The organism is Streptomyces sp. CNX435 (assembly GCF_059570575.1).
In genome coordinates this window covers 139,355-160,034 of record NZ_JCANTA010000018.1, presented here as the reverse complement: position 1 = coordinate 160,034, position 20,680 = coordinate 139,355, and the positions used below count along the sequence as shown (strand labels likewise).

The 20,680-nt window shown below is 73.0% G+C and carries 20 protein-coding genes; 9 read left to right on the top strand and 11 right to left on the bottom strand.

The genetic code is table 11. From position 1 onward, the window contains the following. Positions 1–197: 197 nt before the first annotated feature. The 4 genes from T328_RS26230 to T328_RS26215 all read right to left on the bottom strand — a co-directional run bounded on the left by T328_RS26230 (position 198) and on the right by T328_RS26215 (position 4,533). On the bottom strand, positions 198–1,430 hold the full coding sequence (locus T328_RS26230) for an IS4 family transposase (protein ID WP_496496366.1): 1,233 nt from the start codon (positions 1,428–1,430) through the stop codon (positions 198–200). A 218-nt stretch (positions 1,431–1,648) separates the two neighbouring features. After that, positions 1,649–2,146 (bottom strand): Cys-tRNA(Pro) deacylase, encoded by a 498-nt coding sequence (gene ybaK, locus T328_RS26225; RefSeq protein WP_496498640.1) that lies wholly within the window; start codon positions 2,144–2,146, stop codon positions 1,649–1,651. 17 nt (positions 2,147–2,163) lie between these two features. After that, positions 2,164–2,901, bottom strand: a complete 738-nt coding sequence (locus T328_RS26220; protein ID WP_496498639.1) for an LON peptidase substrate-binding domain-containing protein — start codon at positions 2,899–2,901, stop codon at positions 2,164–2,166. A 30-nt stretch (positions 2,902–2,931) separates the two neighbouring features. Continuing rightward, positions 2,932–4,533 carry an oxidoreductase gene (locus T328_RS26215; protein ID WP_496498638.1) on the bottom strand — a complete coding sequence of 534 codons (1,602 nt, stop codon included), beginning with the start codon at positions 4,531–4,533 and terminating at the stop codon, positions 2,932–2,934. A 160-nt stretch (positions 4,534–4,693) separates the two neighbouring features. Between T328_RS26215 and hisD the strand changes: the two genes are divergently transcribed. The 8 genes from hisD (at position 4,694) to hisF (ending at position 10,632) form a co-directional block, all read left to right on the top strand. Beyond that, the gene (hisD, locus tag T328_RS26210) at positions 4,694–6,037 is read left to right on the top strand and encodes a histidinol dehydrogenase (RefSeq protein WP_496498637.1); all 1,344 of its coding nucleotides are present in this window, start codon (positions 4,694–4,696) and stop codon (positions 6,035–6,037) included. Further along, positions 6,034–7,182: a histidinol-phosphate transaminase gene (locus T328_RS26205; protein ID WP_496498636.1), complete on the top strand. Its 1,149-nt coding sequence runs from the start codon at positions 6,034–6,036 to the stop codon at positions 7,180–7,182. Before hisD ends, T328_RS26205 begins: the two co-directional genes overlap by 4 nt. Continuing rightward, positions 7,179–7,775, top strand: a complete 597-nt coding sequence (gene hisB, locus T328_RS26200; protein WP_496498635.1) for an imidazoleglycerol-phosphate dehydratase HisB — start codon at positions 7,179–7,181, stop codon at positions 7,773–7,775. Before T328_RS26205 ends, hisB begins: the two co-directional genes overlap by 4 nt. Continuing rightward, positions 7,772–7,936: a CG2302 family histidine operon protein gene (locus T328_RS26195; protein ID WP_496498634.1), complete on the top strand. Its 165-nt coding sequence runs from the start codon at positions 7,772–7,774 to the stop codon at positions 7,934–7,936. The genes hisB and T328_RS26195 overlap by 4 nt, the downstream gene beginning before the upstream one ends. A gap of 74 nt (positions 7,937–8,010) precedes the next feature. Beyond that, entirely contained in the window at positions 8,011–8,679 is a 669-nt protein-coding gene (gene hisH, locus T328_RS26190; protein WP_496498648.1) for an imidazole glycerol phosphate synthase subunit HisH, read from the top strand. Continuing rightward, on the top strand, positions 8,679–9,419 hold the full coding sequence (priA, locus tag T328_RS26185; protein ID WP_496498633.1) for a bifunctional 1-(5-phosphoribosyl)-5-((5-phosphoribosylamino)methylideneamino)imidazole-4-carboxamide isomerase/phosphoribosylanthranilate isomerase PriA: 741 nt from the start codon (positions 8,679–8,681) through the stop codon (positions 9,417–9,419). The genes hisH and priA overlap by 1 nt, the downstream gene beginning before the upstream one ends. Continuing rightward, positions 9,419–9,847: a RidA family protein gene (locus T328_RS26180; RefSeq protein WP_496498632.1), complete on the top strand. Its 429-nt coding sequence runs from the start codon at positions 9,419–9,421 to the stop codon at positions 9,845–9,847. The genes priA and T328_RS26180 overlap by 1 nt, the downstream gene beginning before the upstream one ends. Continuing rightward, positions 9,844–10,632, top strand: coding sequence for an imidazole glycerol phosphate synthase subunit HisF (gene hisF, locus T328_RS26175; RefSeq protein ID WP_496498631.1), 789 nt, complete (start codon positions 9,844–9,846; stop codon positions 10,630–10,632). The genes T328_RS26180 and hisF overlap by 4 nt, the downstream gene beginning before the upstream one ends. A gap of 36 nt (positions 10,633–10,668) precedes the next feature. On the opposite strand, the gene T328_RS26170 is transcribed toward hisF, so the two are convergent. Together T328_RS26170 and T328_RS26165 are read right to left on the bottom strand one after the other, a co-directional pair. After that, entirely contained in the window at positions 10,669–11,781 is a 1,113-nt protein-coding gene (locus tag T328_RS26170; protein WP_496498630.1) for an ABC transporter substrate-binding protein, read from the bottom strand. Positions 11,782–11,820: 39 nt separating this feature from the next. Further along, a complete protein-coding gene (locus tag T328_RS26165) occupies positions 11,821–12,516 on the bottom strand; it encodes a TetR/AcrR family transcriptional regulator (RefSeq protein WP_496498629.1) in 696 nt (231 codons plus the stop codon). Positions 12,517–12,630: 114 nt separating this feature from the next. Between T328_RS26165 and T328_RS26160 the strand changes: the two genes are divergently transcribed. Continuing rightward, on the top strand, positions 12,631–13,803 hold the full coding sequence (locus T328_RS26160; RefSeq protein WP_496498628.1) for a thiolase family protein: 1,173 nt from the start codon (positions 12,631–12,633) through the stop codon (positions 13,801–13,803). A gap of 424 nt (positions 13,804–14,227) precedes the next feature. Here T328_RS26160 and T328_RS26155 read toward each other — a convergent pair whose 3' ends face one another. From T328_RS26155 to T328_RS26135, 5 genes are all read right to left on the bottom strand, one after another. Then, positions 14,228–14,638, bottom strand: a complete 411-nt coding sequence (locus tag T328_RS26155) for a tetratricopeptide repeat protein (protein WP_496498627.1) — start codon at positions 14,636–14,638, stop codon at positions 14,228–14,230. Position 14,639: 1 nt separating this feature from the next. Further along, positions 14,640–15,290, bottom strand: a complete 651-nt coding sequence (locus T328_RS26150) for an FMN reductase (protein WP_496498626.1) — start codon at positions 15,288–15,290, stop codon at positions 14,640–14,642. Continuing rightward, a complete protein-coding gene (locus tag T328_RS26145; protein WP_496498625.1) occupies positions 15,287–16,402 on the bottom strand; it encodes an LLM class flavin-dependent oxidoreductase in 1,116 nt (371 codons plus the stop codon). Before T328_RS26145 ends, T328_RS26150 begins: the two co-directional genes overlap by 4 nt. Before the next feature lie 279 nt (positions 16,403–16,681). Further along, complete coding sequence (locus T328_RS26140; protein WP_496498624.1) at positions 16,682–18,712, bottom strand: glycoside hydrolase family 48 protein; 2,031 nt, start codon at positions 18,710–18,712, stop codon at positions 16,682–16,684. 246 nt (positions 18,713–18,958) lie between these two features. Next, on the bottom strand, positions 18,959–20,329 hold the full coding sequence (locus T328_RS26135) for a glycoside hydrolase family 6 protein (protein WP_496498623.1): 1,371 nt from the start codon (positions 20,327–20,329) through the stop codon (positions 18,959–18,961). Positions 20,330–20,680 lie beyond the last annotated feature (351 nt).

Sequence of the window (20,680 nt, the reverse complement as noted above, 5' to 3'; positions counted from 1 at the left end):
CAATACCGGTAACTTACGGCTTTGGTGTGCGTCTGACCCGTTTGGGTTTGGTGGCGTCGATGATGGTGACGGCCGGCACACGTGGGCGGTCTGCGACGCGGTGGGCAGCGCGTTTGAGGGGCCAGTTGGCGACTTTGCGTTTGATGACGCGGGGGTTGCTCCGGCGGCGTCGTGGTGGCAGGAGGCGTTCGAGGAGTTCAGCGTGGGTGGCTTTGACCGCGTGGGCGAGGCGGCCGGGGGGAAAACGCCGCCTGGTCTGTGACCTGGCGGCGCACGACGCGCAGTGAGCGGGTGAAGGAGATCCGGTCGGGGTCCCGGTCGGCTTGTCGTGCGGCCTGGTGCATCAGGTGCCGGATGGCGTGGTGGACGAGCAGGAAGCCGTAGAGTTCCTGCTCGGCCCCGTCAGGGTGCTGCGAACGCAGTACCAGGTGCGATCCGCCCAGGTGGGTTTTGATCTCGTCGAGGGTGGATTCGAACTCCCACCGCTGGGCGTAGAGGGCGGCCAGTTCCGCGGCAGGGGCTTTGTCCGGGTCGAGGATCGTGGTGATGAGCCGGTAGGTGCCCTCACGGCCGGCGATGGTGTATTCCACCGCGCGTACCGGTACCCCGCGACGGGTGTGGTGGATGTCGGTGCGGTCGAAGATCTCAGTGAGATACGAGCCGTCCGGCAGTTGCTCGACCACCGGCAGTACGAGGTCTTTGCGGACTCGCCACAGCAGGTCCGCCCCCCTGGCCGCGGCCTTGCGCCACAGGTCCACGCTGTAGAAGCCGCGGTCGGCCAGCAGCAGCATCCCCGGCCGCAGGGACCCCAGGACCGCCCGGGCCAGAGTCTGCTCTCCGGTGCGAAGAGCTGCGAGCGCGGCGTCGAAGACGGCGTGAGTGCCGCACTCCACCAGACCGACCATGCGCAACTGCGGGTAACCGACGTCCTTTTCACCGCGCCCGGAGCGGGGCGGACGGCCGAACGCCTCCACGTTCGCTTTCGTGTCGGGCAGGTCGAAAGTGGTGCCGTCGATCGCGGTCAGCCGCCAGTCGCGGTAGAAGGCGCCCTGAGTGTCCGGTGTGGCAACCGGACGACACACCCGCGCGAACAACTGCCGCAACGGCGCTACCCCCAGCCGGGACCTGGCCTTCCAGATCGCCGCCGTACTCGGCACCACCCACGATGTACGCCAACGCCGCGCACCCTGCAAACCCGCGGTCAGCAGCCGGGCGACCTCCTCATAGCTCTGCCCGGAAAACAGGCACATCGCCAACACGAAGTAGACCACCAACCGGGCCGGCAACAGCCGGTTCCGCTGCTGCACCCGACCCGTCTCCGCCAACACCTCGTCCACAAGAGACTGAGGAAACGCCTGGGTCAGCACCCCGACCGCGACTCGGTCGGACAACCGCTCACCAGATGACTTCAGTTGACCAGCTCTCGGCACACCACCAACAACGACTGAACCCCCCCAAAGTTACCGGTATTGGGCCTAGGGCCGGAGTACCCGCCCGGGGCGAGGGGCGTCTCCGGCGAGGGCCGGGCTTGTCGGAGGGGCGGCCTACCCTGGGGTGGGTGTGCGGGGCAGTACGGGGAGTACTGGGGAGTGCGGGCAGTACGGGACGGCTCGACCGTGCGGCCTCGGCTCGACCGTACGGCCTCGGCTCAGCGGCCGTCGCGCGCGATGGGCGCCACCACCGCACCCGTCAGCTCCGCCAGCACCGCCGGCGACAGCTCCACCTCCAGCCCGCGCCGGCCCGCGGAGACGCAGACCGTCGGCCGCCCCGCGGCCGAGGAGTCCAGCACCGTCGGCAGCCGCCTGCGCTGGCCCAGCGGGGAGATGCCGCCGCGGACGTAGCCCGTGGTGCGCTCGGCGTGCGCCGGGTCCGCCATCACGGCCTTCTTGCCGCCGGCCGCCGCGGCCAGCGCCTTGAGGTCCAGGGAGCCGGAGACCGGCACGATGGCGACCGTCAGCGCGCCGTCGACCTCGGCGAGAAGGGTCTTGAAGACCTGGCCCGGATCGACGCCGAGGGCCTCGGCCGCCTCCTCGCCGTACGACGCGGCGGCCGGGTCGTGGGCGTAGGCGTGCACGGTGAACTCGGCGCCGGCCTTCGTCAGCGCCACGGTGGCCGGGGTGGACCCGGTCTGCTTCTTCTTGGCCATGTCGACAGGGGCGGGGCTCAGTTGGGACTCGTCGGGGTCCGGGTCAGGTCGACCGCGGGCAGCGACGGGAGCTTACCGAGCACCGCGATCTCGCGCCGCAGGATTTTCAGCTCCGCCGACAGCCGCGCCGCCGTGTCCCGCGCCTGCAGGAGCTGCTGCTTCGACGGGGTGTCCAGCACCGCGGCGGCGGCGACGAGATACGACAGCACCGACGGCTCGTCCGGCAGCTCCGTGGCGGCGCCCAGCGACCGCTCGCGGGCGCCGGCCAGCCTCTTCTGGTACGTCCTGAAGGCCCGTACGACCGCCGCGGACAGTACGCCCGCGCCCTCGCCCGAACGCTCCGGCAGCGCCTCGACCTCACCGGTCAGGTACTCGCCGGAGGCGTCCACCGACAGCAGCCGGAACCGGCGGGTGCCGGTGACCAGCACCTCGTACCCGCCGTTGTCCTTCTCCCGGATCGTCGCCGCGTCCGCGACGCAGCCGACGCCGTGGAACGCCTGCATCGGGTCGGCGCCGAAGCCGGCCGCCGGGCCCCGCTCGGGCCGCGCGGTCTGGTCCGGCAGGCCGGGGCCGGTGGGCGCGACCTCGCGGCCGTCCCGGATCGCCACCACACCGAACCGCCGCTCCGACTCGGGCAGCTTGCGCAGGTCGCGCATCATCGCCCGGTACCGCTCCTCGAACACGTTCAAGGGCATGACGAGGCCCGGGAACAGCACCGCGTTCAGCGGGAAGAGAGGCAGGCGTGCGGTGGTCACAGGCGGATCCTAACGGTCCCGGCCGGTACCTCACTGGCGGCGCAGCGCACGGGAGACGCCGGCCGCCACCGTGGTGGCGAGCACCCAGCCGGCGAGCACGAGCACCGTGGCCGTCCACTGGTAATGCCCCGACTGATGCCAGGCGTTGTCCTGGCCCAGGTCGATGACGGGCAGCAGCAGATCGAGTACGTAGATCGGGGGGTTCCACTCGGGCCCCTCGCCGGGGCGCAGCGCGCGCGGCTCCTGCCGCGCGAAATACAGCGAGCCCACCGCCCACAGCACCGCCATCCACACCACGGCGCGGGTGGGGCGGTAGCCGTACGCCACCGTCCAGTCCTGCACGAGGCCCCACGCCTTGCCGGTCAGCGACAGCGTCTCGCGCTGCCGGCGGTGCTTGGCGAGCATGACCTCGCGGGCGTCGTGGTCCTCGCCGGTGTTGCGCAGGACGGCGGCCAGCAGCTCGTACGGCTCCGGGGAGAACTCCGGGGTGGCGGCCTCCACCCACTCCAGGCGGTGCACCAACGGGAAGGCGCCGACCGGTATGAGGTGTTCGTAGGAGAAGCCGGCCATCGCCAGCCGGCCGGGGCCGGGCCAGCTCGTGTACTTGTCGCGGAGGTTGACGACCCGGGCGCCGGAGAGCACGACCTTGCCGCCCTCCGGCTCGCGCCCCATGAACCGCAGCTCCGGCGTCTGGATCCGGCGCATGGACATCTCCTGCTCCGGGTCCATGACGAAGCGCGCGCCGTCGAGGTCGACGGAGTCGCCGAACCGGCCGTCGTCCAGCCGCAGGCCGCCGTGGCACTCGAACCGCTGCATCCGCGTGCCGCGCGGCGGGGTGTGGCCGCTGATGCCGTACGGGGGCGTGCCCCCGCCCGTTGCGGCCTCGGGCACCGCTGCCGGGCCCATGTGCAGCGAGCGTTCGACGGTGAGCTGCGGCGCGTTGAGCGCCCGCTTGCCGTACGGATTGCGCAGGACGCTGCCGCTCATGTTCAGCGAGACGCCGACGGTGGCGCCGCGCAGCCGCACCTCGCCGTGCGCCTGCAGCAGGTCGGCCTGCAGGTCCTGGCCGACGCCGAGGCCGTCGGCGGCGATGGCCACGCCGCGCCGGTCACGGCCGACGGTGAGCTGGCTGAGCAGCAGGTCCGTGCCTATGTGCGCGTCGGTCAGGCGGATGCCGCCGTCCACGGTGCAGCGCGGCATGTGCATATCGCCGCTGGTGGTCAGGCGCGCCGCCTCCAGCCGCGGGATGGAGCACTCCACCAGGCGCAGCGTGGTGAAGCCGCACTCGGGCAGCAGCACCTCGTTCTCGAAGCGGCAGTTGCGCAGCTCCACGTACGGATCGACCCGGCCGCCGGCGAGGTCGAGCGTGCCGGTGACGTACGCGCCGGCCAGCTTCAGCGACGACACCCGGCCGGGACGGGCCGGCGGGCCGTGCAGCAGGAGACGGGCGAGAAGGGAGGCGCGCACGCTGCGCTCCGGTCCCCAGACGTGCAGCCCCGCCGGGTCGTTCTGCCCGGGGTCGCGTGAGCGCAGATCGTATGTCGCTCCTTCCTGGAAGGCTTCCCACAGCCCCCGCTCCGTCGCTGAAAGGTCCTCGGGCAGCTCCGCCCGGTCCTGCTGTACAGCGGTCAACTACACGCTCCCCTGGTCAGCCCGCGTCCGTCCCGTACGGCTCTGATTCCCCTCGGGACGGCATACTGAACGCTAGTACCACGTACTGACAGTGACGAATTCGCGGTCCAGCCTGTGGACAACCGGGCCGGAGGCCCCGGCCGTCTGAGAGACTTGAGCCGTGATCTCCCGAATCGATCTGCGCGGCTCCGCCGCCACCGTCGACGCAGGCGGCGGCATCGACCGCGACCTGCTGCCCCGTGCCGAGTTCGATGTCGCGACCGCCCTGGAGAAGGTGCGGCCCCTCTGCGAGGACGTCCGGCATAGGGGCACGGCGGCGGTGATCGAGATCACAGAGCGTTTCGACGGCGTGACCCTGGAGCGGCTGCGGGTGCCCGCGGAGGCGCTGGAGCGCGCGCTGGCCGAGCTGGACCCGAAGGTGCGCGCCGCGCTGGAGGAGTCGATCCGCCGCGCCCGCCTCGTCCACCGCGAGCAGCGCAGGAGCGACACCGCCGTGCGGGTCGTCCCGGGCGGGACGGTCACGGAGCGCTGGCTGCCGGTCGCCCGCGTCGGGCTGTATGTGCCCGGTGGCCAGGCGGTGTATCCGTCGTCCGTGGTGATGAACGTGGTGCCGGCGCAGGAGGCGGGCGTGCCGTCGCTGGCCGTCTCCTCGCCGCCGCAGAAGGACGTGCCGAACTCGTGGGGCGCCGGCCTGCCGCACCCGACGATCCTCGCCGCCTGCGCGCTGCTCGGCGTGGACGAGGTGTATGCCGTGGGCGGTGCGCAGGCCGTCGCCATGTTCGCGTACGGCACGGAGGAATGCGCCCCCGTCGACCTCGTCACCGGCCCTGGGAACGTGTACGTGGCCGCCGCCAAGCGCCTTCTGAAGGGCCGCATCGGCACCGACGCCGAGGCCGGCCCCACCGAGATCGCCGTCCTCGCCGACGACACCGCCGACGCCGTGCACGTCGCCGCCGACCTCATCAGCCAGGCCGAGCACGACGAGCTGGCCGCCGCCGTCCTCGTCACGCCCTCCGAGCGGCTCGCCGAGGCCGTCGAGGCGGAGCTGAAGACGCAGGTGGCCGCCACCCGCCATGTGGAGCGGATCACGGCCGCGCTCGGCGGCCGGCAGTCCGGCATCGTGCTCGTGGACGACCTGGAGGCCGGCCTGCGCGTGCTCGACGCCTACGCCGCCGAGCACGTGGAGATCCAGACCGCCGACGCCGCCGCGCTCGCCGCCCGGGTGCGCAACGCCGGCGCGGTCTTCGTCGGCCCGTACACCCCCGTCTCCCTTGGGGACTACTGCGCCGGCTCCAACCACGTGCTGCCCACCGGCGGCTGCGCCTGCCACTCCTCGGGCCTGTCCGTGCAGTCCTTCCTCAAGGGCATCCACGTCGTGGACTACACGCGCGACGCCCTCGCCGAGGTCACGGCGCACGTCGTCAACCTCGCGGAGGCCGAGGACCTGCCCGCCCACGGGGCCGCGCTGAAGGCAAGGTTCGAGTGGAAGGTGCCGCAGCCGTGACCCGCCGGCCGACCACGGATCCGCCCCCGGCCACCGCGCCGGCCGCGATCGACGAACTGCCGGTCCGCGCCGAGCTGCGCGGCAAGTCCCCGTACGGTGCACCGCAGCTCGACGTGCCCGTCCGGCTGAACACCAACGAAAACCCCTACCCGCTGCCCGAGCCCCTGGTCCGGCGCATCGCCGAGCGCGTCACCGAGGCCGCCCGCCACCTCAACCGCTACCCCGACCGGGACGCGACCGAGCTGCGCGCCGAGTTGGCGCGGTACCTGTCGCGCACCGCCGGACACGCGGTGGGCACCGCGAACGTGTGGGCGGCCAACGGCTCCAACGAGGTCATCCAGCAACTGCTGCAGACCTTCGGCGGCCCCGGCCGCACGGCCATCGGCTTCGAACCGTCGTACTCGATGCACGGCCTCATCTCCCGCGGCACGGGCACTGGTTGGCTCTCCGGCCCGCGGCGCGAGGACTTCACCATCGACGTCGACGCCGCCGAGCGCGCCATCGCCGAGCACCGCCCCGACGTGGTGTTCGTCTGCTCACCGAACAACCCCACCGGCACCGCCGTCGAGCGCGCGACCGTCCTCAGGCTGTACGAGGCCGCGCAGGCGGCGAAGCCGTCCATGCTCGTCGTGGACGAGGCGTACGGCGAGTTCAGCCACCGCCCGTCGCTGCTGCCGCTGATCGAGGGCCGCCCGCGGCTCGTCCTCACCCGCACGATGTCCAAGGCGTTCGGCGCCGCCGGCCTGCGGCTGGGCTATCTCGCCGCCGACCCCGCCGTGGTCGACGCGGTCCAGCTCGTCCGGCTGCCGTACCACCTGTCCGCCGTCACCCAGGCCACCGCGCTCGCCGCCCTGGAGCACACCGATACGCTGCTCCAGTACGTCGAACAGCTCAAGCAGGAGCGGGACCGGCTGGTGTCGGAGCTGACCGCGCTCGGCTGCGAGGTCACCGAGTCCGACGCCAACTTCGTCCAGTTCGGCCGCTTCCCGGACGCGCACGCCGCGTGGGAGCGGCTGCTGGCGGCGGGCGTGCTGGTCCGGGACCTCGGCGTGCCCGGTTTCCTGCGCGTCAGCGCAGGCATCCCGGCGGAGAACGACGCGTTCCTGGATGCGGTGCGCGCGCTGAAGAAGGAGAGCAACTCATGACCCGCGTGGGCCGCGTCGAGCGCACCACGAAGGAGACCTCGGTCGTCGTCGAGCTGGACCTCGACGGCCGGGGCGACGTCTCCGTGTCGACCGGTGTCGGCTTCTTCGACCACATGCTCGACCAACTGGGCCGCCACGGCCTCTTCGACCTCACCGTCAAGACCGACGGCGACCTGCACATCGACAGCCACCACACCATGGAGGACACCGCGCTGGCCCTGGGCGCCGCCTTCCGGCAGGCCCTCGGCGACAAGCGCGGCATCGTACGGTTCGCCGACGCCTCCGTGCCGCTGGACGAGTCGCTGGCCCAGGTCACCGTGGACCTCTCCGGCCGCCCGTACCTGGTGCACACCGAGCCCGCGGGCATGGCCCCGATGATCGGCGCGGACTACGACACGACGATGACCCGGCACATCCTGGAGTCGTTCGTCGCCCAGGCGCAGATCGCCCTGCACGTCCACGTCCCGTACGGGCGCAACGCGCACCACATCGTGGAGTGCCAGTTCAAGGCCCTCGCCCGCGCCCTGCGCTACGCCTCGGAGATCGACCCGCGGCAGACCGGTATCCCGTCGACCAAGGGCGCCCTGTCATGAACGGCCTGTCGATACTGCTGATCTTCGTGGGGCTCTTCCTGCTGGGCGGGGTCATCTCCTTCGTCAAGCAGGGCCAGTCGAAGAACGTGATCGCCGTGCTCGCCATCGGCTCCGCGATGGCGCTCGGCGCCGGCATCCTGCGGCTGGGGGTGTGGGGTTGAGCGACCGCGCCGCGTCCACCGCCTCCGCAGCGTCCGGGGCCGCACCGTCCGGAGCCGCCGCGGCGACGGCCGCCGTGCCCGCCGCCCGCCGCGGCGAGGAGCGGGGCGGGCGCAAGAGCGTCGTCGTCTTCGACTACGGCTTCGGCAACGTCCGCTCCGCCGAGCGCGCCGTCGCCCGCGCCGGCGCCGAGGTGGAGATCACCGGCGACTACGACCGGGCCATGGCCGCCGACGGCCTGCTGGTGCCCGGCGTCGGCGCCTTCGCCGCCTGCATGGGCGGGCTGAAGGAGGCCCGGGGCGACTGGGTCGTCGAGCGCCGGCTCGCCGGCGGCCGGCCCGTGCTGGGCATCTGCGTCGGCATGCAGATCCTCTTCGAGCGCGGCGTCGAGCACGGCGTACGGACCGACGGCATGGGCGAGTGGCCCGGCACGGTCGAGGCGCTCAAGGCCGACGTCGTGCCGCACATGGGCTGGAACACCGTCGAGATCGCGGCCGGCTCCCGGATGTTCGCGGGCATCGACGCCGGTGAGCGCTTCTACTTCGTCCACTCCTACGCCGCCCGGCGCTGGGAGCTTGAGGTGCACAACCCGCGTATCGCCCCGCCCGCCGTCACCTGGAGCACCCACGGTGAGCCGTTCGTCGCCGCCGTCGAGAACGGTCCGCTGTGGGCCGCCCAGTTCCACCCCGAGAAGTCCGGTGACGCCGGCGCCCAGCTGCTGAAGAACTGGATCGAGACCCTCTGATGACGCCCCGCGAGACCCCCGCCGCCCTGGAGCTGCTGCCCGCCGTCGACGTCCGCGACGGCCAGGCCGTACGCCTGGTGCACGGCGAGTCCGGCACCGAGACCGGCTACGGCGACCCGCTGGACGCCGCGCTCACCTGGCAGCGCGCCGGCGCCGAGTGGCTGCACCTCGTCGACCTCGACGCCGCCTTCGGCACCGGCGACAACCGCGCCCGGATCGGCGAGGTCGTCCGGTCCATGGACATCAAGGTCGAGCTGTCCGGCGGCATCCGCGACGACGACTCCCTCGCCGCCGCCCTCGCCACCGGCTGCACCCGCGTCAACCTCGGCACCGCCGCCCTGGAGTCCCCGGAGTGGGTCGCCAAGATCATCGCCGAGCACGGCGACCGCGTCGCCGTCGGCCTCGACGTCCGCGGCACCACGCTGCGCGGCCGGGGCTGGACCCGCGACGGCGGCGACCTCTTCGAGACGCTGGCGCGCCTCGACGCCGAGGGCTGCGCGCGCTACGTGGTCACCGACATCAACAAGGACGGCACCCTGAAGGGCCCCAACCTGCAGCTGCTGCGCGACGTCTGCGCCGCCACCGACCGGCCGGTCGTCGCCTCCGGCGGCGTCTCCTCCCTTGACGACCTGCGGGCGATCGCCACGCTGGTCCCCGAGGGTGTCGAGGGCGCGATCGTGGGCAAGGCCCTCTACGCGAAGGCGTTCACCATGGAAGAGGCGTTGGAGGCGGTGTCCTGATGGCCGGTGGCGGCGGCGGTGGCGTACGTCGTATCTCGTCTGGTGCCCCCTGGGAGGAGGAGTTCGGCTACTCGCGCGCGGTGGAGCTGCCGAACGGCCTCGTGCTGGTGGCCGGCTGCACCTCCGTCGTCAACGGAGTGATCTCCGAGGGTGATCCGCATTCCCAGGCCATGAACTCCTTCGCGGTCGCCTTCGAGGCGCTGAAGCAGGTCGGCCTGGAGCGCGAGGACGTGGTGCGCACCCGGATGTTCCTCACCCACGCCCGCGACGTGGAAGCGGTCGGCGCGGCGCACAAGGAGCTGTTCGACGCCATCCGCCCCGCCGCGTCGATGATCATCGTCTCCGGCTTCGTCGACCCCCGGCTGGTCGTCGAGGTCGAGGTCGAGGCGTACCGCCCCGGCGGCCCGCGGGAAGCGGTCGGCGCATGACCCTGGCGGTACGGGTCATCCCCTGTCTGGACGTGGACGGCGGCCGGGTCGTCAAGGGCGTCAACTTCCGCAGTCTGCGCGACGCCGGCGACCCGGTCGAGATGGCCGGGGTGTACGACGCGGAGGGCGCCGACGAGCTGACGTTCCTCGACATCACCGCGTCCTCCGGCGACCGCGAGACGACGTACGAGATGGTGCGCCGCACGGCGGAGCAGGTCTTCATCCCGCTCACGGTCGGCGGCGGCGTGCGCACGGTGGCGGACGTGGACCGGCTGCTGCGCGCGGGCGCCGACAAGGTCGGCGTGAACACCGCGGCGATCGCCCGGCCGGAGCTGGTCCGCGAGATCGCCGAGCGCTTCGGCCGCCAGGTGCTGGTGCTCTCCGTGGACGCGCGGCGCCGCGGCGACGGCGCGGCGACGCCCTCGGGCTTCGAGGTCACCACGCACGGCGGGCGGCGCGGCACGGGCATCGACGCCGTCGAGTGGGCACAGCAGGCCGCGGAGCTGGGCGCGGGCGAAATCCTGCTCAACTCGATGGACGCCGACGGCACCAGGGACGGCTACGACACGGAGATGATCGCCGCCGTGCGCAAGCACGTGACGGTCCCCGTCATCGCCAGCGGCGGCGCGGGCCGGCTGGACCACTTCCCGCCGGCGGTCGACGCGGGCGCGGACGCGGTGCTGGCGGCGTCGGTGTTCCACTTCGGAGATCTGCGGATCGGCGAGGTGAAGGAGACGCTGCGCGCGGCGGGTTGTGCCGTACGGGCGACGCCCGCGAAGGGCTGAGCGGGCCCGGCTGAGCGGGGCCGGCCCGCAGCGGGCTCAGCCGGTGTGCAGGACCCGGAAGCGGCCGGGGTCCGCCGGATGCCGGTCGACGACCTGGACCGGCGGCCAGGCCCACTGCCACACGCCGATCCCCGGCACCCGCGAGAACCGGATCCGCCCGCGCGTTCCGTCGACCGCGACGTCCGCCCACGCGGCGGTACGGGCTACGACAGGGTCGCCATCCCCGCGCCGCAGCACGTCGGCGAGGACGGCCACCGTGTCGTAGCCCTCGAAGGCGACGAAGGAGGGCGCTGCGCCCAGCCGGGCGCGCAGGGCGGTCCCGACGCGTACGCCGAGGGGCGTGAGGCGCTCGGGCAGGTAGCGCAGGAACGGTATCGCCGCGCCCTCGTCGCCCAGCAGCGTTGCCCACTCGGCGAACTCCGGCTGTCCGGCCGGGGCGCCGACGAGGATCCCGGCGAGGCGCGGGTCGCGGCGTACGGACGTGACGAGTTGGACCGCCGGCTCCGGGTGGCCGACCAGCAGCAGCAGGGCGGTCGCCCCGCTTTCGGCGAGCGCGTCGCACAGCGTCTCGGGGGTGAGGGCGCCCGCGTCGAGTTCGGTGACCGTGCCGCCGCGCGGGGCGAGGCGGTCGCGCAGGATGCCGGTCCCGGACGACCAGTACACGCTGGGTTGGGTCGCCACGGCGATGCGGCTGTGGCCGGCGCCGAGGAGGAAGTCCGCGTAGAGCCGCCAGCCGTGGGACTGCGCCGGGGCGAGCCGCGCGACGCCGTCCGCCGGCCGCTCGGTGAGCGCGTCGAGGACCGCCGACGAGCACAGGTACGGCACGCCCAGGGCGTCGGCCCGGGTCGCGGCGGTGCGGGCGACGACGCTGTGGTATTCGCCGGCCAGCGCGGCGACGCCCAGACCGGCCAGCTCGTCCACCGCCGCCGCGGCCCGCCGCGGATCGGCGGCGGTGTCGCGTACGACCAGCTCAAGAGGGACTCCGGCGATCCCGCCGGCGTCGTTGACCTCGGCTACCGCCAGGTCGAGCCCGGCGACCAGGTGCCGGCCCGCCCCGGTCCAGCCGGGCGGGGTGAGCGGGGCGAGGGCGCCGATGCGTACGGGCTCGTCTCGCCCGTGCGGGCGCGCCTGGGTGACCATGCCGGTCATTGCATCGGCCGGCGCGGCCCGCGGCAACCGGATATCGGCCTACGCACCCGGAGCGCCGGCCCGTGCGGCGTGCGCCTGGGCCAGCGCCCCCACCAGCCCGTCCACCTGCCGCAGCGACGCCGCCAGCACCGCGTCCGGGTCCCGCGCGTGGACGACCGCCATGGCGCACTCGCACAGCGCCCCGAAGACCACCGACGCCATCGCGTCCAACTCCACCGCGGATACGGCGCTTTCGCCGTCGGCCCCGCCCGCGCCGACAGCCCCGCCCGCGCCGACAGCCCCGCCCGCGCCGTCAGCCCCGCCCGCGCCGACGGCCTGCGCCAGCCCGCGCCGCGTCATCGCCCGGCAGTCCGCCTGCACCTCGCGCATCACCGCCCAGCCCAGCGCCCCCGGAGCGTCGAGGAGCGTGATCCGCTGGGTGCCCGGCTCGATGGAGCCGGTGAGGAACGCGCGCTGGCCCGCGCGCAGGCCGTCCCACGGGTCCGCGCAGGCGCGGAAGGCGTCGGCGATGGCGTCGCGCAGCCGGTGCTGTTCGGCCTCGTAGACGGCGCGGAAGAGGGTCTGCTTGTTGCGGAAGTGGTGGTACAGCGCGCCCTTCGTGATGCCCGCCTGAGCGCAGATCGCGTCGAGCGAAGCGGTGGCGTAGCCGTCCCGGGCGAAGTGCACGCGGGCGGCGCCGACCAGGCCCTTCGTCGTCGTCGCCGTGCGCTCCTGCTGCGTTCTGCGGGTCTTCATGCGCGCATTGTAGGCGGGTTACCCTGTACGTACGTACTCCCGGTATGTAACTCTGCCAGTAGCCGGCCATGACGAGAACCGTGACGAGCTCAGCGAGAGAGGGGCGTACCGCCCATGACCACCACCGCAGTCGTCGTCGACGCCGTCCGCGCGGCCTCCGGCAAGGGCAAGCCCGGCGGCGCGCTGTCCGGCGTCCACTCCGTCGACCTGCTGGCCGAGGTGCTGCGCGCGCTCGTCGACCGCAGTGGCCTCGACCCCGAGCTGATCGACGACGTGATCGCCGGCTGCGTCACCCAGGCCGCCGACCAGTCGTTCAACGTCGCCCGCAACGCCGTGCTCGCCGCCGGCCTCCCCGAGTCCGTGCCCGCCACCACCGTCGACCGGCAGTGCGGCTCCTCGCAGCAGGCCGCCCACTTCGCGGCTCAGGGGGTCATGGCGGGGGCGTACGACATCGCCGTGGCCGCCGGCGTCGAGTCGATGAGCCGGGTGCCGATGGGGACGGCCGCCGTGGGCCGGGACCCGTTCGGCGACCGCCTCGCCGCCCGCTACCCCGGCGGGCTGATCGCCCAGGGCCACTCCGCGGAGCTGATCGCGGCGCGGTGGGGGCTGGGGCGTACGGAGCTGGACGCGTTCTCGGAGCGCTCGCACCGGCTGGCGGTACGGGCCTGGGAGCAGGGCGTCTTCGACGCGGACGTCGTGCCCGTGGGGGAGCACCGCAGGGACGAGACCGTACGGCCGTCGACCTCCCTCGACGGGCTGGCCGCGCTCAAGCCGTCCTTCTACGACCCGGCCATGGCCGAGCGCTTCCCCGAGATCGGCTGGCACATCACGCCCGGCAACTCCTCGCCGCTCACGGACGGCGCCTCCGCCGTGCTGATCATGAGCGAGGAGCGGGCGGCGGAGCTGGGCCTCGCGCCGCGGGCCCGGTTCCACTCCTTCGCCGTGACGGGCGACGACCCGGTGCTGATGCTGATGGGCGTCGTACCGGCGACGCGGAAGGTGCTGGCGAAGGCGGGGCTCACGGTGGCCGACATCGACGCCTTCGAGGTGAACGAGGCGTTCGCGCCGGTGCCGTTGGCGTGGCAGCGCGACGTGGGCGCCGACCCCGAGCGGGTCAACGTCCACGGCGGTGCGATCGCGCTGGGCCACGCGCTGGGCGCGTCGGGGACGCGGCTGCTGGGGACGCTGCTCGGCGCGCTGGACGCGGTGGACGGGCGCTTCGGGTTGCAGGTGATGTGCGAGGCGGGCGGCCTGGCGAACGCGACGATAGTGGAGCGCCTGCGGTAGCCGCTGCGCGGGGCGCGGCGGTGCCGCGGGGCGCGGTGGGGCGGTGGAGTAGCGGGCCGGATGCGACGCGGTGCTGCCGGGTGCGGCGGTGAGTGGCCGCGCGGACCGTCACGCCGCAGACGCCCGGCCGCGTGGGGCGCCTGCGACGCCCGGCGGAGCCCTCGCAGGCGGACCCGCGACCGGCCGGTACGCAAAACGTCCGGCTGCGGCGGCGGGCCGGCCGCGTCGCGGTCCCGCCGTGCCGTCGGGCGCCGGCCTGTCCGACAGGCAGGCGCCCGAAGGCCGCGCGCCGGCGTTCTCGGTGCGTCGCCGCCCGGCGGCCGGGCCGCCCGGCCGCCGGGCGGGTTTCACCGTGCGGCGAATCCCACGCCACGCGTGCCCGGTCACGGTACCGGCCCGGCGCAATGCCGTCCGGTGCCCGCCGCTAGGCGCCCAGTGCCGCCGCCGTGCGCAGCGCCCCCGCGGCCTCCTCGTCGCGGCCCTGGCGCTGGAGCGTTCGGCCCAGCATCAGGTGGGCGTAGTGCTCGACCGGGTCGCGGTCGAGCACCGCGCGCAGCTCCGTCTCGGCGCGGCGCAGCTGCGCGGAGTGGTAGTACGCGCGGGCCAGCAGCAGCCGCGGCGCGACCTGCTCGGGGTACTCCTCGACCACCGTGGCCAGCACCTTTGCCGCCCCGGCGTAGTCCTTCGCGGCGAAGAGCACGCCCGCCCGCTCCCAGCGGGACGTCGCGTCCGTCCCCTCCGGCGCCGAGAAGATGGTCAGCGCGTCGCTCCAGCGGCTCGCGGCCGGCTCGCCGTGCGGACCGTAGGCGTTGAAGCCCCGGAACTCCCCGGTCATGTCACTCCTTCCGGTTCTCCGGCCGCAGCGCGGCCAGTTGCTGCTCGAACGGGACGACCTGCTCCGGCCCGCCGCCCGCCGGGCGCGGCTGCCGGCCGTGCATCAGCTCGGCCAGTTCGCCCGCCGCCCGGGCGATGCGGGTGGGCAGGGTGTCGGTCAGCGGGTCGCCGCTGCCGCCCCAGTCCTCGGCCGCCGCGTACACCGCCGTCGGCGCGACGACGGACCGCAGGTAGGCGAAGAGCGGGCGCAGCGCGTGGTCCAGCACGAGCGAGTGCCGCGCGGTACCGCCGGTCGCCGCGACCAGCACCGGCTTCCCGGTCAGCGCCCCGTCGTCCGCCGCGCCGATCACGTCGAAGAATGACTTGAACAGTCCGCTGTACGAACCGGAGAAGACCGGCGTCACGGCGATCAGCCCGTCGGCGCCCGCCACCGCGTCGATCGCCTTGGCGAGGGTCGCGGACGGGAAGCCGGTGACCAGGTTGTGGGCGATGTCGGCCGCCAGGTCACGCAGCTCGACCACCTCGACCTCGACCTGCCGGCCGTCGTCGGCCGGCTGCCGCCGTACCGCCTCTGCCAGTCGGTCGGCGAGCAGCCGGGTGGACGAGGGCACGCTCAGCCCGGCCGAGACCACGGTCAGCTTCAGCGCGTTCACTTCGCCACCCCTTCCAGCGCCGCCTGCTCGCTCTCCTCGGCGGCGGCCACCGCCACGCGGGCCGCGTGCGTCGGGGCCTCCGGCACCTCGGCCGGGCGGCCCTTCGCGAACTCCTCGCGCAGCACCGGCACGACCTCCTCGCCGAGCAGGTCCAGCTGCTCCAGCACGGTCTTCAGCGGCAGGCCCGCGTGGTCGAGGACGAACAGCTGCCGCTGGTAGTCCCCGAAGGACTCGCGGAACGTCAGCGTCTTCTCCACGACCTCCTGCGGGCTGCCCACGGTCAGCGGCGTCCGCTCGGTGAACTCCTCCATCGACGGCCCGTGCCCGTACACCGGCGCGTTGTCGAAGTACGGCCGGAACTCGGCCACCGCGTCCTGCGAGTTCTTCCGCATGAAGACCTGACCGCCGAGGCCGACGACCGCCTGCTCGGGGGTGCCGTGCCCGTAGTGGCCGTAGCGCGTGCGGTACAGCTCGATCAGCCGCTGGAAGTGCTCCTTCGGCCAGAAGATGTTGTTGGCGAAGAAGCCGTCACCGTAGTACGCGGCCTGCTCGGCGATCTCCGGCGAGCGGATGGAGCCGTGCCAGACGAACGGCGGCACGCCGTCCAGCGGGCGCGGGGTGGAGGTGAAGCCCTGCAGCGGGGTGCGGAAGCGGCCTTCCCAGTCGACGACGTCCTCGCGCCACAGCCGGTGCAGCAGCGCGTAGTTCTCGACGGCCAGCGGGATGCCCTGCCGGATGTCCTGGCCGAACCAGGGGTAGACCGGCCCCGTGTTGCCCCGGCCCAGCATCACGTCCACCCGGCCGTCGGCCAGGTGCTGCAGCATCGCGAAGTCCTCGGCGATCTTCACCGGGTCGTTGGTGGTGATGAGCGTGGTGGCGGTGGACAGGATCAGCCGCTCCGTACGCGCCGCGATCCAGCCCAGCATGGTGGTGGGGGACGAGGGGACGAACGGCGGGTTGTGGTGTTCGCCGGTGGCGAAGACGTCGAGACCGACCTCCTCGGCCTTGAGCGCGACCGCGGTCATCGACTTGATCCGCTCGTGCTCGCTCGGCACCCGGCCCGTGGTGGGGTCCTGGGTGACGTCGCCGACACTGAAGATCCCGAACTGCACCGGTCTCACCCTCTCCGTTGTTGAAAGCTCAATCACACCGGAGAACGTGTGTCCGTGCAACCCTATTCCCAGGCCGTGTCCCCGCAGGTCGGAGCCCCGGTACGGGTCCGCACAGGGGCCAGAGACAGGCGGACCCGCACCGGGGAGTCGAACGCCGGCCGGACCCGGCCTCCCGCACCGGGCCCGGCCGGCGTCGGGGCCGCTCGCCCGCCGGACGCGGGCGAGCGGCCCGGGGGAGCCGGGCCGGGGCCCGCGGGACGGGCTCCGGCCGGCTCCGGGTCAGGCGGAGGGGAAGAGCTCGGCGTACACCGCGAAGGCGATCGCCAGCCCCGCCTGGGCCCAGAAGCGGTGGTACGTGAACTCCGGCGCCGGCCCGCCGTCCAGGTGGGCCTGCACCTTCTCCCACTGCGGGTCGTCGCGGTACCACGAGCGCAGCTCGATGAACGTCACGCCAGGCTCGACGGTCTCGCCGCCCGGCATCGTGCCGGACCAGCCGTCCGGGACGTACACCTCGTCGGTGAAGCGCGAGTAGTCGGCGCGCGTCTCGGGCACCGCGATGCCCAGGTCGTCGGTGTTCGCGGCCAGCGAGTCCAGCAGCTGCTTGGCCAGCTCGGCCGTCGCGGTGTCGCCGGACTTGGCCGCGTAGTACGTGAGCGTCTTGGCGAGCGCCGAGGCGACGCCCACGTCCGAGCCGTACTCCGCGACCGACACGTGCAGCCCGGCGTTGTCCCCGGGGCTGTCCGGGTCCCAGGTGTCCGGGGCGCCGTCCCAGGACAGCGTCGCCGGGATCTGGAACGTGCCGTCGGCCTCCGCGGTGATCTCCGGCGTGACCCAGGCGACCCACTTCTCCAGCAGTTCCTGCGCCGTCGCGTTGTCCGAGGCGTAGTACAGCTCCGCGACCCGCTCCATGCCCCAGCACTGCATGCCGAACCAGTTGTTGCTGGGCGGGTCGTGGTAGACGGGCTGCCAGTCGTAGGCCATGCCGTAGAAGGTGGGTGTGCCCGCGGGCGGGGCGCCGTACTGGCCCTCCCAGCTGTTGGTGCAGCCGCCGGCGATCCCGCCCTCGGCGGACTGCAGCCAGCGCAGGAACTCCATCTGCATGCTCAGGCTCGTCGACCAGTCGTCCTTCGCGGTGGGGGACTTGGGGGTCAGCTCGGGGACGGTGGACAGCGCCCAGGCGGCGAAGGGGTTCTGGTAGCCCTGGTGGGAGGCGCCGTCGCCGATACGCCACGCCCAGCCGCCGCTGCCCGCGGCCCCGCCCCAGGCGTAGTACCAGGACAGCAGGTAGTGCTGGGAGTCGCGGCCGCTGCCCGCGGCGCAGCCCGTGGGGCTGGTGCAGTCGCCGATCTTCTTGAAGTACTTGTCGAACATGGCGTAGCGAAGGTAGTCGCCCATCTTCGCGGCCCGCTCCACCGACGCGGAGATCTGGCCCTCGTTGCCCTGCTCCGTGGCCCACGTCAGCGCCCAGTACGCGGCCTGCACGGCGCGCGCGTCGGCGTCGGGGGCGTTGGTGTACTTCCACTGCTGGGCGTAGGAGGCGTCGCCGACGAAGAGGTCGAGGTAGCCGTTCGGGCCACCGAACTCGAAGAGGTCGGTCGTCGGCTGGGGAATGGTCTCCCAGACCGACTCCTGGGAGCCGCGCTGGTAGCTGTTGATGTACGAAGGGCCGGCGCCGGGGCCGTTCTGGCCGCCGGTGCCGGGGGTGTTGCCGTAGCCGTACGTGTTGTCGACATCCATCAGCCAGTGCATGCCGTAGATGTCCATCGTCCCGTGGGCGGAGGCCAGTTCGGCGGCGAGCGGGTCCTGGCCGACGGAGACGGACGGGTCGAGCTGGGAGGGGTAGTCCGACGGGTCCGGATGCTCGGGCGCATAGGTGGCGGGCGAGCTGGGGTTGTACGAGTCGTTGGCGGGCTGGTCGGCCTGGGTCGGGATGATGTACTGCTCGGCCGCCTCCCAGGCGGTGTTGAACGGGCCCCACTCGCCGGTGACCCTGCCGTACGCGGCCTCCAGCCACATCCAGTAGCTGAACGCCTCGGACGTCGTCTCGTGCCCGTGGTCGGGCGCCTCGACGATCAGTGTCTCGACGCTGTGGTACGGAATGCCGTCGGGGCTGAAGTACCCGTTGGCCGGGTCCTTGATCTTCTCGTACTGGGCGAGAAAGAGGTCGTCGTACGGACCCTGCGGGGCCGCCGGCGCCGCTGCCTCGGGGGCCGTGCCGGCCCGGGCGGCTGCGTGCGCTCCGACGGCCGTCGCGACGGCGGCGCCGCCGGCCGCGGCGGCGAACCGCCGACGGGACAGTGACTTGGACATGGTGGGGTCTCCTCGGGGAGCCCGCGGGCGCGCGGCCCGGCGGGAGAGGGTGGAGGGTGGGGGTGCGCGGCTGCGGGGGGTGACTGCGGGGCGCGGGCCGGTGGATCCGGGAACCCCGGCGGACCGCAATGAACCGTGCGGGTCCGGTGGATGCCCGGTGGCGGCCGTCCCGGGGGCCGCCACCGGGCCGCTCCGCCGCCGGGATCCGGCGGCCGGCGGCGGAGGGTGGGGGGAACTCGCCGTGCGCTAGCTCACCGGCGGGTTGGCGTTGGCCAGCAGCTCCTCGAACTGGGCCTGGAACCAGTGACCGGAGATCGGCGCGCCGTCGAGGGCGCCCGACATGTTGTACTGGTTGCGCGCGTTGCCCTCATAGGTCGGGTCGCACATCCGGTCGAAGCCCTTGTCGTCGTCCGGGATCTCCTCGCTGGCGCCGTCCGACTCACCCGGGGGCTTGACCCAGGTGTAGGCGTGGATGTTGGGCGCGGGCGAGGCGGTCGGCCGCTCACCGATGCCGGCACCGGACTGGTTGCACCAGTTGCCGAGGTGGATCCGGCGGTCGGTGCGGCTGGCGTTGACGTAGTCCTCACTGGGGCCGGAGATGTCGCCGGGACCGGACGGCCGGTCCGCGCCGCCCCAGCCGTTGCGCGAGGTGTCGATGATCGCGCCCATGCCGGACGGGAACCCGGCGGCCGGGACCGCCTCGGTCACGAAGGCCTGCGCGAAGGACTGCTCGTCGACGTAGCGGTTCCAGTCCACCCACGAGCTGTGCCCCTCGCGGATGGGCCCGTCGCCGGCCACGTCGTCGATGGAGAAGTACGGCTCCTCGGTGGCGCCGTAGTTCGCGGTGTTGGCGGCGAAGCCGGTGACGTCATCGGGCGAGGCGCCCTCGGCGTTGGCGGCCTCGTAGAGCAGGTCGGCGGTCGGCTGGAAGTTGTCGTCCCAGCCGATCCAGCCGTGGTGGCCGATGTCGATGTAGTTGTAGACGTTGCCGTTGTCGCCGGTCGTGGCCAGGTTGTAGCCCACGCCCTTGACGTAGTTGCCGTTCGCCAGCATCACGTCGCACTCGGGCGTGGCGGTCTCCCGGCTGCCCACGTTGGTGATGAGGTTGGGCAGCGAGTCGATCTCGACGATGTTGATGATCTTGAGGCTCTCGTACGCCGGGTCGTCGATGATCGCGTCGATCGGGTCGATGAACTCGGTCTTGTACCGGTCGATCTCCTCCGGGCCCAGCTCGCCTCGGGAGGCGAGCGCGGCGCAGTCGCGGCCGGGCAGGTTGTACGTGACGATCTGGATGGCGTCGGCGCCCTGCGCCAGCGCCTCGTCCATGTGCTCCTTCAGGCCCATGGTGTTGGAACCCGCGGAGCCGCCCGTGATCGCCTCGATGCTGTCGAGCCACACGGCGGTGGGGGTGTCGGCGATGGCCGCGCCGCCGCCCTCGGTGGCCGCGGCCTTCCAGTCGGGGTTCACGTACAGCTGGCTGCCCTCGTACGGATTATCGCCGGGGGCCGCGACCTCTGCCGAGGCTGGGGGTGCGGACAGCGAGTAGGTCAGCAGGGTGCCGGTCGCGGCCAGCGCCGCCGCGCTGACGCCGACGACACGTAGACGTGACTTTCTCATCGGCTCTCCTTCCACGCCCGTCAGCGGGGCGCTGGATGTGGGGGGGTGCGGGGGGTGTGCGTGGGGGCGGATGCCGGAGCGCACGGGAGGTTACTGACGAGTACATGTCAATACTTGACCTTCCTTCCGCGCGTCCCGAGCGATGGTGCGTGAATGTCACCGGCCCCCGCCGGCGTCCCGTCCGGCGGCGGCTGTGCGTTGAAGGTCGCGATCGTGGGAGCGCTCCCACATCGCGCTGCGAGGCTAACAGCTCAAAGAAGTGTTGTGAAGGGTCCGCCCACGAGGACAGTCTTCTTCACTGTTCGTAGGCGTGGAACGGGCAGGTGGGAAAGGGTACTTCGGCGCGGCGGC